General features: G+C 60.2%; 16 protein-coding genes and 2 tRNA genes. 11 read left to right on the top strand and 7 right to left on the bottom strand.

All coding sequences use genetic code 11. The features are described from left to right. Positions 1 to 55: 55 nt before the first annotated feature. A tRNA-Pro gene (locus BHV64_RS06335) sits at positions 56 to 130 on the bottom strand. 107 nt (positions 131 to 237) lie between these two features. Between BHV64_RS06335 and BHV64_RS06340 the strand changes: the two genes are divergently transcribed. The 6 genes from BHV64_RS06340 to rpsT all read left to right on the top strand — a co-directional run bounded on the left by BHV64_RS06340 (position 238) and on the right by rpsT (position 3979). Beyond that, positions 238 to 1377 (top strand): ABC transporter substrate-binding protein, encoded by a 1140-nt coding sequence (locus BHV64_RS06340; protein WP_138266340.1) that lies wholly within the window; start codon positions 238 to 240, stop codon positions 1375 to 1377. Between the two features lies 1 nt (position 1378). After that, positions 1379 to 1558 (top strand): hypothetical protein, encoded by a 180-nt coding sequence (locus tag BHV64_RS06345; protein WP_217727459.1) that lies wholly within the window; start codon positions 1379 to 1381, stop codon positions 1556 to 1558. Continuing rightward, positions 1559 to 2566, top strand: a complete 1008-nt coding sequence (locus tag BHV64_RS06350; protein WP_217727460.1) for an iron ABC transporter permease — start codon at positions 1559 to 1561, stop codon at positions 2564 to 2566. A 1-nt stretch (position 2567) separates the two neighbouring features. Beyond that, entirely contained in the window at positions 2568 to 3326 is a 759-nt protein-coding gene (locus tag BHV64_RS06355) for an ABC transporter ATP-binding protein (RefSeq protein WP_217727461.1), read from the top strand. Between the two features lie 137 nt (positions 3327 to 3463). Then, a tRNA-Glu gene (locus BHV64_RS06360) sits at positions 3464 to 3535 on the top strand. A 192-nt stretch (positions 3536 to 3727) separates the two neighbouring features. Further along, positions 3728 to 3979 carry a 30S ribosomal protein S20 gene (rpsT, locus tag BHV64_RS06365; protein ID WP_015547344.1) on the top strand — a complete coding sequence of 84 codons (252 nt, stop codon included), beginning with the start codon at positions 3728 to 3730 and terminating at the stop codon, positions 3977 to 3979. A gap of 205 nt (positions 3980 to 4184) precedes the next feature. On the opposite strand, the gene BHV64_RS06370 is transcribed toward rpsT, so the two are convergent. Further along, the gene (locus BHV64_RS06370; RefSeq protein WP_015547343.1) at positions 4185 to 4760 is read right to left on the bottom strand and encodes an adenylate kinase; all 576 of its coding nucleotides are present in this window, start codon (positions 4758 to 4760) and stop codon (positions 4185 to 4187) included. Positions 4761 to 4854: 94 nt separating this feature from the next. Between BHV64_RS06370 and thiL the strand changes: the two genes are divergently transcribed. Then, positions 4855 to 5889, top strand: coding sequence for a thiamine-phosphate kinase (gene thiL, locus BHV64_RS06375; protein WP_217727462.1), 1035 nt, complete (start codon positions 4855 to 4857; stop codon positions 5887 to 5889). Between the two features lie 5 nt (positions 5890 to 5894). Here thiL and BHV64_RS06380 read toward each other — a convergent pair whose 3' ends face one another. Next, a complete protein-coding gene (locus BHV64_RS06380; RefSeq protein WP_240046620.1) occupies positions 5895 to 6443 on the bottom strand; it encodes a hypothetical protein in 549 nt (182 codons plus the stop codon). Between the two features lie 403 nt (positions 6444 to 6846). Here BHV64_RS06380 and rpsF point away from each other — a divergent pair, with 403 nt between their 5' ends. Genes rpsF through rplI form a run of 3 tightly spaced genes read left to right on the top strand, consistent with a single transcriptional unit; the run spans position 6847 to position 7933 of the window. Beyond that, entirely contained in the window at positions 6847 to 7191 is a 345-nt protein-coding gene (rpsF, locus tag BHV64_RS06385) for a 30S ribosomal protein S6 (protein ID WP_015547340.1), read from the top strand. 3 nt (positions 7192 to 7194) lie between these two features. Beyond that, positions 7195 to 7473 carry a 30S ribosomal protein S18 gene (gene rpsR / locus BHV64_RS06390; protein WP_010265192.1) on the top strand — a complete coding sequence of 93 codons (279 nt, stop codon included), beginning with the start codon at positions 7195 to 7197 and terminating at the stop codon, positions 7471 to 7473. Positions 7474 to 7492: 19 nt separating this feature from the next. Continuing rightward, positions 7493 to 7933 (top strand): 50S ribosomal protein L9, encoded by a 441-nt coding sequence (gene rplI / locus BHV64_RS06395; protein WP_022061651.1) that lies wholly within the window; start codon positions 7493 to 7495, stop codon positions 7931 to 7933. Positions 7934 to 8000: 67 nt separating this feature from the next. Here rplI and BHV64_RS06400 read toward each other — a convergent pair whose 3' ends face one another. The 4 genes from BHV64_RS06400 to BHV64_RS06415 form a co-directional block, all read right to left on the bottom strand. After that, positions 8001 to 8921, bottom strand: a complete 921-nt coding sequence (locus tag BHV64_RS06400) for a DMT family transporter (protein WP_277089144.1) — start codon at positions 8919 to 8921, stop codon at positions 8001 to 8003. Between the two features lie 113 nt (positions 8922 to 9034). After that, positions 9035 to 9820: a DKNYY domain-containing protein gene (locus BHV64_RS06405; protein WP_334130988.1), complete on the bottom strand. Its 786-nt coding sequence runs from the start codon at positions 9818 to 9820 to the stop codon at positions 9035 to 9037. 492 nt (positions 9821 to 10312) lie between these two features. Then, positions 10313 to 12148 carry a 30S ribosomal protein S1 gene (rpsA, locus tag BHV64_RS06410; protein ID WP_015547336.1) on the bottom strand — a complete coding sequence of 612 codons (1836 nt, stop codon included), beginning with the start codon at positions 12146 to 12148 and terminating at the stop codon, positions 10313 to 10315. Between the two features lie 181 nt (positions 12149 to 12329). Further along, positions 12330 to 13754, bottom strand: a complete 1425-nt coding sequence (locus BHV64_RS06415) for a bifunctional metallophosphatase/5'-nucleotidase (protein WP_022061647.1) — start codon at positions 13752 to 13754, stop codon at positions 12330 to 12332. Positions 13755 to 13847: 93 nt separating this feature from the next. On the opposite strand from BHV64_RS06415, the gene BHV64_RS06420 reads away from it, so the two are divergent. Then, a complete protein-coding gene (locus tag BHV64_RS06420; protein WP_149886008.1) occupies positions 13848 to 15518 on the top strand; it encodes a nucleoside kinase in 1671 nt (556 codons plus the stop codon). Positions 15519 to 15561: the final 43 nt, after the last annotated feature.

Genomic DNA, 15561 nt, shown 5'->3' on the forward strand with positions numbered 1-15561 from the left:
TACCACAAAAGAAAAATCCTCGATATTCGATTGAATATCAAGGATTTTTCATCAGTCGGGGTGACTGGATTCGAACCAGCGACCACACGCCCCCCAGACGTGTACTCTAACCGGACTGAGCTACGCCCCGATTCCTTCGGCAAAAAAGAGCAAAACCCTTCGCTTTGGGACTGCAAATATAGTATATTTTTCAAAAACAAACACATTTCCGCAGGATTTTTTTCTATTTTTGCGGAAATGAAACGATTTTCACGTCTTCTGCTAACCTTTTCCGCGGCCCTCGCATCGGCCTGCGGAGGCTCTTCGGGGCCAGTTTTGAGCGATTTCACAACCGAGATTTACACCCCGGCCTACGCGTCGGGCTTCGACATCCGCGGGAACGGGAATAACGCCTCGACGCTCGTCTCGATCCGCAATCCGTGGCAGGGCGGCACGAACGTCGAACAGCACCTGCTGATCCTGCGCGACGACGCCAAAGCCCCCGCCGACTTCGCCGGACAGGTCGTAAAAGCCCCCGTGCGCCACGTGGTGTGCATGTCGTCGAGCCACGTGGCGATGTTCGACGCCATCGGACAGGCCAAGCGTATTTCGGGCGTCTCGGGCATCGACTACATCTCGAATCCCTATGTCCGGGAACACCGTCTCTGCGGCGAGGTCCGCGACGTGGGCTACGACACGAACCTCAATTTCGAACTGCTCGCCGCCATGCGCCCCGACCTCATGCTGCTCTACGGCGTGACGGGCGAAAACACCATCGTCACGGGCAAACTCCGCGAACTGGGCATCCCCTATATATATATCGGCGACTACATGGAGGAATCCCCGCTGGGCAAGGCCGAATGGCTGGTCCTCGCGGCCGAGCTTTGCGACCTGCGCGCGGCCGGGGCCGACACGCTGCAACGGATCGCCCGGGACTACCAGGCCCTGAAAGCACACCCCGCCCCGGATGCACCGCGACCGAAGGTGATGCTCAACACCCCCTACCGCGACACCTGGTTCCTGCCCTCATCGCAAAGCTACATGATCCGCCTGATCGAGGATGCCGGCGGGGAGTACGTCTACACGAAGAACGATTCGGACACGTCGGTGGCCGTCGACATGGAGGAGGCCTACCTGCTGGCCAACGCCGCCGATTTCTGGCTCAACGTCGGTCCCTGCAACACGCTGGCGGAACTGACGGCCCAGAACCCGAAATTTTCCGGCATTCCGGTCGTGCGCAGCCGGAACGTCTACAACAACAACCGCCGCCAAACCCCGGCCGGAGGTTCCGACTTCTGGGAATCGGGCGTCGTACGCCCCGATCTCGTGCTGCGCGACCTGCGGACGATCTTCTTGGGCGACAGCGTCCCGACCTGTTATTACAAACGCCTCGAATAAGATGAAAAACGCCGCCATTCTCCACCTTTCGCCCCTCTGCCTTCAGCCCGCCGCGCAGGCGCAGGGGTCCGGCACGCGATTCCGCCACTACGCCGACGGACGGGCCGACGTCAGGCGCGATTCGCGCTACGGCTTCGCCGACGTCCGTTACGAAATCTCGCTCAAATTCCAGTACCGCTAAATGACCGCACGCAGAACCACGTTCCTTTTCACGGCGCTCGGGCTGCTCACCGCAGCGCTTTTCATCGCCGACCTCGCCGTCGGATCGGTCGCCGTGCCGTTGGGCGATGTCTGGGCGGCGCTCACAGGCGGCTCCTGCGACCCTGCCACCAGCGACATCATCCTCAAGATCAGGCTCCTGAAAGCCGTCACAGCCCTGTTCGCCGGCGCGGCCCTCGCTGCCGGCGGACTCGAAATGCAAACCCTTTTCCGCAACCCGCTGGCCGGTCCCTACGTGCTGGGCGTCAGCTCGGGCGCAGGACTCGGCGTCGCGCTGTTCCTGCTGGGCGCCCCCCTGCTGGGCGTCGCGGGACACTCGTTCGTCCGGTCGCTGGGCGTGGCCGGGGCTGCGTGGCTCGGCTCGGCGCTCGTGCTGGCCATCGTGATGGCGGTCAGCCGCCGCATCAAGGACATCGTGGTCATCCTCATCCTCGGCATGATGCTCGGTTCGGGCATCAGTTCGGTGGTCGAAATCCTCCAATACCTGTCGAGCGAGGCGGCGCTCAAATCGTTCGTCATCTGGACCATGGGGTCGCTGGGCGACGTCACGGGCAGCCAGCTCGCGCTGCTGCTTCCCGTCGTCACCGCGGGACTGGCGCTCGCCGTCGCCGTCATCAAGCCGCTCAACCTGCTGCTGCTGGGCGAGAACTATGCCCGCACGATGGGACTCAACGTGCAGCGCACGCGCACGCTGATCTTCCTCTCCACGGTCCTGCTCGCGGGCACCGTCACCGCCTTCTGCGGCCCGGTGGGTTTCATCGGGCTGGCCGTGCCGCACCTCGCACGCATGCTTTTCGCCTCGGCCGACCACCGCATCCTGATGCCGGGGTCGATGCTCGCGGGCGCGGCCCTGCTTCTGGTCTGCGACCTCGTCGCCAAGAGCCTCGCCCTGCCGATCAACACCATCACGGCCCTGATGGGCATTCCGGTCGTCATCTTCGTCGTCGTCCGCAACCGCAATATCTTCTGACATGAGTATCGCCCTCAACCATATCACGCTCTCCTACGGCAGCCGCACGCTGCTCGAAGATGTCACCGCCGCCTTCGCCCAAGGGTCGCTGACCGCGCTGATCGGCCGCAACGGCACGGGCAAAAGCACCCTGCTGCGGGCCATTGCAGGTCTCGGAACGACCGTCTCCGGCGATGTGGCGCTCTGCGGCCGCCCGCTGGCGTCGCTCACGCCCCACGAGCTGTCCACGACCGTGGGGTTCGTCACCACCGACAAGGTCCGTATCGCCAACCTCGCCTGCGAGGACGTCGTAGCGCTGGGACGCGCCCCCTACACCAACTGGATCGGGCGCATGCAGGAGGCCGACCGCGCCGTCGTCGAACGCTCGCTCCGCCTGGTGGGGATGTCGGCCTTCGCCCGCAAGACCATGGACCGCATGTCCGACGGCGAGTGCCAGCGGGTGATGATCGCCCGCGCGCTGGCCCAGGACACCCCGGTCATCCTGCTCGACGAACCCACGGCGTTCCTCGACCTCCCGAACCGCTACGAGCTGGCGACGCTGCTCCGGCGGCTGACCCGCGACGAGGGCAAGTGCATCCTCTTCTCGACGCACGACCTCGACGTGGCGCTCTCGCTCTGCGACTCGGTGGCGCTGATCGACACCCCTTCGCTGCACCACCTCCCTGCGGGGGAGATGGTCGGCAGCGGACTGATCGAGCGTCTCTTCTCGGGCGAAAACGCCTGCTTCGACCCCGAGACGCGGACCGTACGGCTGCGCTGACAGCTCAAGAAACGACCGTCCGAGGGACTTCCGGCAAAAAATCCGTAATTTTTTCGCATATTTTTTGTACAAGTCACTTTTTTGCTTACCTTTGCACCGCTAAAGCAACCCCGTTCGGGGCATGCGATAGTGGTAAAGGCCCATTCGTCTATCGGTTAGGACGCAAGATTTTCATTCTTGAAAGAGGAGTTCGACTCTCCTATGGGCTACGAACGAAGGGGCCGGAAGAGGGGCGCGAAAAAGGAAGACGGGAGACCGGAATCGAAAAATGCACCGCCGAACACGCCCCCTACGGGTGAAAAAACTTTTCGAGGAGCGGACCCCCGGGTCTATCCGAAAGCGGCCAAGGCCGTTTCAAGCCAAACGACTGAAAAAAAGTAAAAAATAAAAATTAACGGATTATGGCAAACCATAAGTCATCGAAGAAGAGAATTCGCCAGACCCTGACGAAGCGCGCTCACAACCGCCTGTTCCACAAGACGGCCCGCAACGCCGTGAAGGCCCTGCGCACGACCACCGAGAAGAGCGCCGCCGAGGCCCTGCTTCCGAAGGTAACCGCTATGCTCGACAAACTGGCAAAGCACAACATCGTGCACAAGAACAAGGCTGCGAACCTGAAGAGTTCGATCCAGCTTCACGTGAACGCACTCTAAATCTTCGTCCGAGGGAGGAGCGCTCCCGCACCGAGACAGAAAAGCCGCACCGGAAACGGGCGGCTTTTTCCGTATCCCGCCCGGCGCGACGACAAGCGACGTCCGGCGGATTTGGATTTCACACAAATCGTCCCTGCCGGAGACAACTCCGGCAGGGACGATTTTCATTTCGGGAGCGCTTCCCGGCCCCTCCGGGCCTGCCCCGCTATTTCAGGCCTTCGATCACCGCGGCGATGCGGGAGAAAACCTCCTCCATCGTCCCCGTACCGTTGACCGAGGCGTATTTACCCTGTGCGGCGTAGTAGTCCGCCACGACGGCCGTCTGCTCGCGGTAAACATCCAGACGCCCGCGAATCACCTCTTCCGAAGCGTCGTCGGCGCGTCCCGAATCCTTGCCGCGCAGCAGGATGCGGCGCACCAGCTCCTCCTCGGGGACGTGGATGTCGATCATCACATCGACCTTCAGGCCGTGTCCGGCAAGGATTTTGTCGAACTCCTCGGCCTGAACCGTGGTGCGGGGAAAGCCGTCGAAAATACAGCCGGCGGCGTTCATGTGCCCGGTGACATAGTGGTCGATCATGCCGATTACGATCTCATCGGGAGCCAGCTGCCCGGCCTTGATGTAGGCTTCCATGCTCTGTCCCAGTTCCGTACCCCGGCGAATCTCGTCACGGATCACCTCGCCCGTGGAAACGTGATCGATTCCGTAGTGTTCCTTCAGGCGCTGCGCCTGCGTGCCTTTGCCGCAACCCGGAGCACCGAATAAGACGATATTTACCATAACTAACCCTTTTAGTAATTTGGACCGGGCAAAATTACGTTATTTTTTGGGGAAACAAGAGTATTTCCTTAATTTTGTAAAAAATTTTAGATTCATGGACCAGAAAAAGCGCACCGAGATCGCTTCGCTCGGACAATTCGGACTCATCGACCTGCTGACCAGCGGATTCACCCCGAAGAACGCCTCGACGCTCAAGGGCGCGGGGGACGACGCCGCGGTGATCGCCCCGGGACGCGGCGAAGCGGTGCTCTGCACGACCGACTCTTTCTACGAAGGCGTCGATTTCGACCTCACCTATTTTCCGCTCAAACACCTGGGTTACAAGGTCGTGACGGCCGGCGTGAGCGACATCCTGGCCATGAACGCCCTCCCGGCGCAGATCACCGTGTCGCTCGGCGTCTCGTCGAAACTGCCCGTCGAAGCTCTTCAGGACCTCTACGAAGGCATCGCCTTCGCCTGCAAGGAGCAGGAGATCGACCTCGTGGGCGGCGACACGCGCGCCTCGATGACGGGGCTGGTCATCACCGTCACCACGCTTGGCTACGCCAAAAAGGAGAAGGTCGTCTACCGCAGCGGTGCGCAGCAGAACGACCTCGTCTGCATCACGGGCAACCTCGGGGCCGCCTACATGGGCCTGCAACTGCTCGAACGCGAAAAGCGGGTGCTCGCCGACGTGGAGAACCCCGAGCCGCAGTTCAAGGGCTACGAATACCTGCTTGAAAAATACCTCAAGCCGCGCCCCCGCACCGACATCGTCCGTACGCTGGCCGAAGAAAAGATCCGCCCCACGTCGATGATCGACCTCTCGGACGGCCTGGCGAGCGACCTGATGCAGATCTGCAAATCGTCGGCCTGCGGCGCGCGCATCTACCTCGAACGCATCCCGATCGCCCGGCAGACCTCGGCGCTGGCCGAGGAGATGCACTCGGACCCGGTCGTTGCGGCTCTGAACGGCGGCGAGGACTACGAACTGCTCTTCACCGTGCCGCTTTCGATGCAGGAACAGATCATGCGGCTGGGCCTTGTGGACGTCATCGGCCACATCACCCCCGCCTCCACGGGCTGTTACCTCGTGACGCCCGACGGGCAGGACATAAAGCTGAAGGCACAAGGGTTCCCGGAAGAATAAGCGTCTTACCGCCGCCCGCCGCCGATGGCTATTCCGAACGTGAGCGACAGATGGCGGTTGGCCCGCTCCGTACAGGTGTAACCCAGCGTGACGCGCAGCCGGTTCCAGCATTCGCAGCCAACGCGCGGCATCACGCAAAATGCCGCACAGTCGCTGGACGGAGTATCGGAGACAGCCCCTTCGGCCGTTCGGAGGACATACGCCCCACCGATCCCTGCTCCCGCGAACAACGCCACTTTCGGCGTCAGATGCAGGTTGTAATCCGCAACGGCCATCAGGCTGAACATCATAAAAGGGTCCTGCGAGCAGACGCCCGCAGCCAGCCGCGAGTAACACGACCCGCCGAGCCGCAAACCCACATCGAAGGGAGTTCTCCGGAAATTGTAACGACTTTCAGCGACCAGGCAAAAGCCCGCCGCATCGTTGTCAAAGCTTCCGAGCGAGGCATAGCCAAAGGTCGCCCCGACAGCCACCTCACCCTCGAAACACCCGGCCCCCGGATAACGGGGGCTTATGGCCGTATCCTGCGCCTGCAAGCCGCAAAACGGAAGCACGGCAAAAATCAAGAAAAAGCAATGTCTTATCATCGGGTTAGCATTAGGATTGAATTCGCTGATAAGATACGCAAAATCCCATAATCCGGCACCATTTTCAGGAAACAAATTGCGGAAGTCCGCCCGAAGCGCAGTCGAGAGCAGGCCCCCCGCAGTTCTACCCTGCGGGGAGCCTGCGTAAGCGGCAAGAAGTCTGCCTATTCCTCGCCAAAGAGAATTTCCTACGTTCGCTTATCGGGAATAAACTTACACTTTCCGTGTTTGTCAGTATGTTCCACAAAGATAGGAAAAAGCAGAGATAATCCAAATACTGACAAATTTTTAATTCTTAATTTTTCATTTTTAATTTAAATGTGTATCTTTGCGGTCCCTTTGGGGATTTAATTAACTAATTAAAAGCATTATGAACAATTACGAAACCGTTTTCATTGTCACGCCGGTTCTGTCCGATGCACAGGTGCAGGAAGTCGCTGACAAATTCCAGGGTGTCATCACCGAAAACGGCGGTCAGATCGTGAACAAGGAGTCGTGGGGCCTTCGCAAGCTCGCCTACCCTATTCAGAAGAAGACCACCGGTTTCTACTTCCTGGTAGAGTTCACGGGCGAAGGCTCGCTCGTCAACACGCTCGAAACGCAGTACCGCCGCGACGAGCGCGTGATCCGTTTCTTAACTTTCAAGCAGGACAAATACGCCGTGGAATATTCGGAGAAGCGTCGTGCAAAACTTTCTAACAAGCAGGAGGAGTAAACCATGGCACAGGACAACAAAGCACAGTCGGAAATCCGTTACCTGAATCCCGTATCGGTAGACGTCAAGAAGAAAAAGTACTGCCGTTTCAAGAAGCTCGGCATCAAGTACGTAGATTATAAGGACGGCGAGTTCCTCAAGAAGTTCCTCAACGAGCAGGGCAAGATTCTTCCGCGCCGCCTGACGGGTACTTCGCAGAAGTTCCAGAAGAAGGTCGCCCAGGCCGTGAAGCGTGCGCGCCACCTGGCCATCCTGCCCTTCGTAACCGATTGCATGAAATAATTAAAAGGAGGACAAGACCATGGAAGTAATTCTGATCAAAGATATCGAAAACCTGGGCTACGCCAACGACATCGTGAACGTGAAGCCCGGCTACGCCAACAACTACCTGATCCCCCAGGGCTACGCCAAGTCGGCTACCGCCGCCGCCAAGAAGGTCCTCGCCGAGAACCTCAAGCAGCGCGCCCACAAGGACGCCAAGATCCTGGCCGACGCACAGGCTCTGGCCGAGACCATCGCCAACCTGCCGCTGTCGCTGTCGGTGAAGGCCGAGGAGGGCAAACTCTTCGGTACGGTCACGGCAACGGACCTCGCCGAGGCGCTCGCTGCCAAGGGCATCACCGTAGACCGCAAGCAGATCAGCGTCGAGGCCGTCAAGACCGTCGGCGAGTTCGAGGCTACGGTCCGCCTGCACAAGGAGGTCAAGGCTACGATCAAGTTCTCGGTTTCCGCTGCCGAGTAACGCGAAAAGACATTTATACGAAAAGAGCCTCCCGATGCGGGAGGCTCTTTTTGGTTGACGACCTTCGTCAATGCGGCCCCGCAGCAGGCGGATCGGCCTGCCGCGGCTTCACCGTGTAGGACCGGAGCACCAGCCCCACCCCCACGAAAATCACCAGTGCGAAAATCACCGTATCGGCATGCAGCTTGTCCAGCCCCATCCCTACCGAAATGGCGATCGCCAGCACGGGCTGCAAATAGGTGTAGATGCTCGACACGGTGGGCTGTACCGTTTTGAGGGCATAGTTGAGCATCAGGTTGGGGACATAGGTCGGAACCGTCAGCACGAAAAGCGTCGGAAACAGGGCGTGACGGGCAATGGCCGCGAAATCGGTGTGAACGATCGGGCCGATACCGAACGGCAGGGCCATGACCGCCGCCGCGCAGTAGAGCCAGCGCAGCACGGTCGTAATGCGGTACTTGGCGATCAGCCGCTTGAACCACACCATATACACCGACGTGACGCAGGCGCATAGAAAGATCATCATGTTTCCCCAGAGATGCGAATGCGCGTGCGACGACGAGGCCCCGGCCAGCACCACCGCCACAGCTCCCGCCATGCCGAGCACGAGTCCCGTGATCTTGAGCCGGGTGAAACGGTCCATTCCCAGCAGCACGGAGAGCGCCAGCACCAGCAGCGGCACGATGGTGTCGATGATCGAACCGTCGATCGGCGAGGTCATCGACAAACCGTACATGATGAAGACCTTGCGCAATACGCCGATCAGCAGCGCGGCGCCGATCAGTTTGCGAATATCCGCCCGCTCGACCTTCTCGGCCTTTTGCCACAGCAGCGGCACGAGCGAAAAGAGCGCCGTGGCGACGAGCGACGCCGAGACCATCGCCATCGGATGCACGTAATGCGGCAGGACTATGTTGTAAAAAGGGTAATCCATCGCCCAGAGGACGTTGCACACCAACAGGGCCAGATGGGGTTTCAGTCTGTTCATTCGTTTCGTCGTTTACCCCGCAAAGACAAAAACAGTGCCCGAATCCCCGCACGGCACGGCGCAAAAAAAGGGCTTCCTGCAAAGAAAGCCCCATATATAACGCAAATCACCCGTTACCGCCGGTCCGGAATACGGAACGTCGCCGGGGAAGCACCCGGAATCACCTCGCCGCAGTAGTAAACCTTCCACGCGTCCCTGGCGTAACCCCACCCAAGCTCTTCAAACGACGACGACGATGCGCCCGGCACTTCGCGTCCCTGATAGACCACCTTCCAGGGGTCCTTGCCGTAACCGCCGCCCAGATATTCGAACGACGAAGCCGAAACGCCTTCCACCTTTCGCCCCCGATAATATACCGACCAGCTGTCTTTCGCATAACCGCCGCCGAGCATCCCGTCCGGCGACTGCCCGGGCCGGAGCTGCTCCCCGCGGAAATAGGTGTTCCAGTTGTCCTTGCCGTAACCCCGTCCCTTATACTCGAACGACATGGCCGAGGCACCTTCCAGCTTCCGGCCTTCGTAAAACACCGTCCAATTATCCTTGCCGTACCCGCCTCCCAGATCGGCGAACGAGGATGCCGAAGCCCCCTCGACCTTCCAGCCGCGGTAATACACCGTCCAATTGTCCTTGCCGTAACCGCCGCCCAGATCGGCGAACGAGGATACCGAAGCCCCCTCGACCTTCCGGCCGCGGTAATATACCGACCAGCTGTCTTTGGTATATCTCCCGCGCCGATCTTCGTAACGCTCCCCATGACAATTCGCGTGAGGGTTCGCGCGGTGATCCCTGCGAGGAGACTGCACGGCGAAGGTTTCGGCGGCGCGGACATCCCCGCTCCGCAGCATGCCGCCCGGAAGGAGCGCCAGCGCGGACAACAGGCCTAAAATCAACTTTTTCATCATCTATCGGTTTGCTTCTTCAGTTCTGACTTGTAAATATACCGGGTTATTGCGCACGGTGCAAGAAATCCGCCGTAAATATTTCGGCGAACGCAAAAAAGGCCATTCGCCCCGCCCCGGAAACATCCGGCCTGCAAACCGGCCGCCGATTGGCCGACCTATCCGACCACTGACCGACCGGACTTCCGCCCCCGTTTCCCGTTTCCCGTTTCCCGTTTCCCTGTTTCCCTGTCCGGTTCCCCGGTTCCGGCCCTGACCTCGCCCTTGGAAAGATTCCGAAGCCGCAAACTGTCCGCCCCATAGACAGACCACCCCGCAAACAGACCACCCCGCAGACAGACCGCCCCGCAGACAAACCGCCCCGCAGACAGCTCCCGCCGCGCGCCGCCGTCCCGGCACAAAAAAAAGACGCCCGCACAGTTTCCTGTGCGGGCATCCGGTTATCGGATACGGAGGGGCATCTTCCCCCCCCCGTCCTCTTTTCAGCGGAGATTACTCTTCGTCCTCTTTCTTGGCGGCAGCCTTCTTGGCCGACTTGGCCTCGGCAGCCTCCATGGCGCTCTTCAGAGCGGCCAGTCCGGCGATGTCGCCGAGCGTCGTCTTCTCGACCGAAGCGTTGATCTTCTTCACGGTCGACTTCGTAGCGTCGGCAGCAGCGCGCTTCTCGGCCTTCTCGGCAGCGATTTCGGCACGCTTCGCCTCCTCGTACGTACGCAGGTGCGAAAGGGTGATGCGCTTGGTGGCCTTCGAGAACTCCAGGATCTTGAAGTTGAGCTTGTCGCCCGTCTTCGGGGTCGTGCCGTCCTCTTTGACGAGCTGACGCGCAGGGCAGAAGCCCTCGATGTTCTCGCCCAGGGCAACCACTGCGCCCTTGTCGGTCATCTCGGTGATCGTACCCTCGTGAATGCTGTCCACCGAGTACTGGTTCTCGAACTCATTCCAAGGATTCTCCTCCAGCTGCTTGTGTCCCAGCGACAGACGGCGGTTTTCCTTGTCGATCTCCAGCACCACGACCTCGATGTCGGCGCCTACCGACGTGAATTCGCCGGGATGCTTCACCTTCTTGGTCCAGCTCAAGTCCGAAATGTGGATCAGACCGTCGATGCCCTCCTCGATCTCGACGAATACGCCGAAGTTCGTGAAGTTACGCACCTTGGCCGTGGTCTTCGTGCCGACGGGATACTTGACTTCGATATTCTCCCAGGGATCGGGCGTGAGCTGCTTGATGCCGAGCGACATCTTGCGCTCCTCGCGGTCGAGGGTCAGGATAACGGCCTCGACTTCGTCGCCGACCTTCATAAACTCCTGTGCCGAACGCAGGTGCTGGCTCCACGACATTTCCGAAACATGGATCAGACCCTCCACACCGGGAGCGATCTCGACGAACGCGCCGTAGTCGGCCATAACGACCACGCGGCCCTTCACCTTGTCTCCGACCTTGAGCGTCTGATCGAGCGCCTCCCACGGATGCGGGGTGAGCTGCTTCAGACCCAGGGCGATGCGCTTCTTGGCCTCGTCGAAGTCGAGGATCACAACGTTGATCTTCTGATCGAGCGCCACGATCTCCTCGGGGTGGTTTACGCGGCCCCACGAGAGGTCGGTGATGTGGATCAGGCCGTCCACGCCGCCCAGGTCGACGAATACGCCGTAGGAGGTGATGTTCTTGACGGTTCCCTCGAGGATCTGGCCCTTCTCCAGCTTGGACATGATGACCTGCTTCTGGGCTTCGAGTTCGGCCTCGATGAGCGCCTTGTGCGACACGACCACGTTGCGGAACTCCTGATTGATCTTCACTACCTTGAACTCCATGGTCTTGTCCACGTATACGTCGTAGTCGCGAATGGGTTTCACGTCGATCTGCGATCCGGGCAGGAACGCCTCGATGCCGAACACGTCGACGATCATACCGCCCTTCGTGCGGCACTTGATGTAACCCTTGATGATTTCGTCCTTCTCCAGCGCTTCGTTGACACGGTCCCACGACTTGAGCTGCCGGGCTTTCTTGTGCGAAAGGGCCAGCTGGCCGTTCTTGTCCTCGGCCGACTCCACGTAGACTTCGATCTTGTCGCCTACCTTCAGGTCGGGGTTGTAGCGGAACTCCGATACGGGGATGATACCCTCGCTCTTATAGCCGACATTGACGATAACCTCGCGCTTGTTGACGCCCGTTACGGTTCCCTCGACCACTTCGCCGACGTTGACGTTCGAAAGCGTCTTGTCGTAAGCCTCGGTGATCCGGGCTTTGTCCTGGTCGTACACGCCCAGGTCGTTTTCAAAGGCGTTCCAGTCGAAATTTTCGTTTGCAACTACATTCTTTACTTCTTCCATTGTGGAAATTTTTGCGATACAATCGCTCGTTAATTGGTTAATATTAAAAGTTATAGCCCTCGCTTACGGCATCATTGCGCGCGCGAGGGCTACAAAGGTAATTCTTATAATTCAGAATTCAAAATCCGGAATTCAGAATTATTCAGTTTACAGACAAAACCCGGCTCTGCAAAATCCCAAATTATGAATTCCGAATTATTTTCTGCCGCGGCCTGTTGTCCGGAGTCAGCGGACCGTCATCCTGCAACTCTTCGAGCAGCACGCCCGCGACCGCCGTTCCCGTAAGTTTCCCGTCGGTGTAGTTCAGGTCCTTGTAATTCCTGTAAACATAGTCGCTGACCGCAACTTCGTACACCTTGCCTTCGCGCAACTTCGGGAAACGCACGTCGAGGGCGTTGTCCGCGGCGTCGGTCACGATGACGTAGGGCGTCGTCGAGATCAGGTCGATCCGGTGCGCCTCCTTGCGGTTCTCCTCGTCGTTGTACTTCGAGAGGATCATCCGGCGCATGTCGGCCGGAGTCATCCGCATCGTGGCGATCTCGGTTCCGAACGGCTCCAGGTCGTACACCTTCGCCGCACCGACCCCGCCCGCCGGAATCGAGTCGAGGCGCACGCCGCCGATGTGGTAAAACCCGACGTCGGCATCGGCTTCGTCGGCCACCGACGCGGCCATCCAGTTGGCGAGGCCCCACTTGTCGGCCGGTCCGGCGAACGCTCCGACGGGCTTGTTCAGCTCGGGATCGGCATAGTAGCGGTCCACCTCGGCCTGATACGACGCATCGGGCGCATAACCGTCCAGCGGCACGAGGCGCGATTCGATGCCTTCGATCTTCCCGCCGCGGAACCGGACCGCCGTAACGCCCACGTTCTTAAGATATTTCCCGGTCTGTGTCAGGAGCGTGCCGTTCACCAGCGAATCGACCTTCACATGGGTATGTCCGCCGATCACCACGTCGAACCGGGTCTCCTTTCCGAGCAGCTCCACGTCGCGGTCGTCGCCCATGTGCGACACGAGCACCAGCAGATCGACCTTCGGACGCAATTCGGCAGCATACTTCATCGCCATCGCCTGCGGATCGGGAAACTCCAGTCCCTCGAAGCTCGACGCATTGCCCGCAGGATGCCCCGGGCCTTCGTAGTTGGTCACCACGCCGACGAAACCGATGCGGATGCCGTCCTTGTCCAGAACGACATAGGGCGGCAGCTGCGGAAAGGTGCAGGTGTCGCTCGTCACGTTGGCGCACACCACCTCGAACGCCATGCTGTCGATCATGCGGCCCAGAAACGCCTGCCCGTGGTCGAACTCATGGTTGCCCAGCGTCGCCACGTCGTAGCCGAGCCGGTTCATCAGCGCGATCATCGGCATGCCGGGCGTCGCGGCCATGTCCACATAGGCGTTTCCGGTCCAGCGGTCGCCGGCATCGACCAGCACCACCAGCTGCGCGGTGTCACGACAGTTCTCCACGGCCGCAGCCAATCGCGGAAAATTCTGAATCTTGGCGTGCATGTCGTTCGTCGAGAGCAGCACGAGCGTCCGTTCACGGGGTGCGCAGGCCGCAGCCGCAGCCGCAAGGAGAATCAGGCCCGTCCGGAACATTCCTTTCATATTCGTCGGCATTGTTTTTCTTTATGGATGAAGATTTGCCAAAAGTACAAATAATTCCTATCTTTACGAATCGAACATTGTAAAAACTTTTCCATGAACGATACGATCAAAGTCATCTGCGAAAACGGCTTCGGCGAACTGGAGGTCCCGATGGGAACCCCGCTGCTGGAGGTCGCCGAACGCCTCACGCCCGGCCTTCACCCCTTCCTCGCAGCCTTCGTCAACAACCGCATCAAGGAGTTGAGTTACAAAATATATGCCCCGGTGACGATCCGTTTCGTCGACATCACCTCCTTCGCCGGCATCCGCGTCTACCAGCGCACCGCGTGGTTCCTGCTGCAAAAGGCCGTCAAGGACCTCTACCCGGGGCAGACGCTCCACATCCGCCACTCGATGGGCCAGAGCGGGTTCTACTGCGAGATCGACGGCATCGACGAGTTCACCCCCGACGAGGCGGCGCAGCTCCGCGACCGCATGCGGGAACTCTCCGTGCGCAACCTGCCCATCACGCGCCAGCGCATGCTCACCACCGAGGTCCGCGCCCGCTACGCCGAGGAGGGTTTCACGGACAAGATCGCGCTTCTGGACACCCGTCCGCGGCTTTACAGCCAGCTCTACACGCTCGACGACACGGCGGGTTACTTCTACGGCTCGCTGGCCCCCTCGACGGGCTATGTCACGCTGTTCGACATCGAACCCTACTACAACGGCTTCTACCTGGCCCTTCCGCTGCGCACGTCGCCCGACACGCTTCACCGCAACGTCCATCAGGAGAAGATGTTCGGCATCTTCCAGGAGTACCAGTCGTGGGTCCGGATCATGGGCGTTCCCACCGTCGGCGACGTCAATTCGAAGGTGCTCGCGGGCGACGGCGGCGGCCTGATCAAACTCGCCGAAGCGTTCCACGAGCGCAAGTTCGCCTGGGTGGCCGACACCATCTACGACGCCCACCTTTCGCGCGGCGCCCGCATGGTGCTGATCTCCGGCCCCTCCAGCAGCGGCAAGACCACCTCGGCCAAACGGCTGGGCATCCAGCTGGGCGTGCTGGGACTGAACCCCGTGCTGATCTCGCTCGACGACTACTTCGTCGACCGCGAGAAGACCCCGCGCGACGCCGACGGCAACTACGACTACGAGGCGCTCGAAGCCATCGACCTGGAGCTTTTCAACGACCATCTGGCGCGCCTGATCCGGGGCGAGAGCGTCGACATCCCGCGCTACGACTTCATCACGGGACGCCGCACGTGGCACAACGCGCCGCTGACGCTCGACGAACGCTCGATCCTCATCATCGAGGGCATCCACGGGCTGAACCCGCGCCTCACGCCCTCGATCCCCGACGCGCAGAAGTTCCGCATCTACATCTCGTGCTTCACGTCGGTGGCGATGGACAACCTCTCGCGCATCGCCACCACCGACAACCGCCTGCTGCGGCGCCTGACGCGCGACTACCGCCAGCGCGGCGCCGACGCGCTCTCGACGCTTTCGCGCTGGGCCTCGGTGCGCCGGGGCGAGGAGAAACACATCTTCCCCTACCAGGAGAACGCCGACATCATGCTCAACTCGTCGCTGTTCTACGAGATTTCGGTGCTGCGGCCCTTCGCCGAGAAGATCCTCCGCGAGGTCCCCGACACGGTTCCGGAGTACGACGAGGCGCGGCGCATGCTCAAGTTCCTCGACAACTTCATCCCTATCGCGCCCGACGAGGTCCCGCCCACGTCGATCCTGCGCGAATTCATCGGCGGCAGCAGTTTTCAATATTAGGCGCGGAAAATTTTGTGCGTCCGTTTCTTTTATTTTACCTTTG

The sequence above is a fragment of the Alistipes sp. 56_sp_Nov_56_25 genome (assembly GCF_001915285.1).
Lineage (GTDB): Bacteria > Bacteroidota > Bacteroidia > Bacteroidales > Rikenellaceae > Alistipes > Alistipes shahii.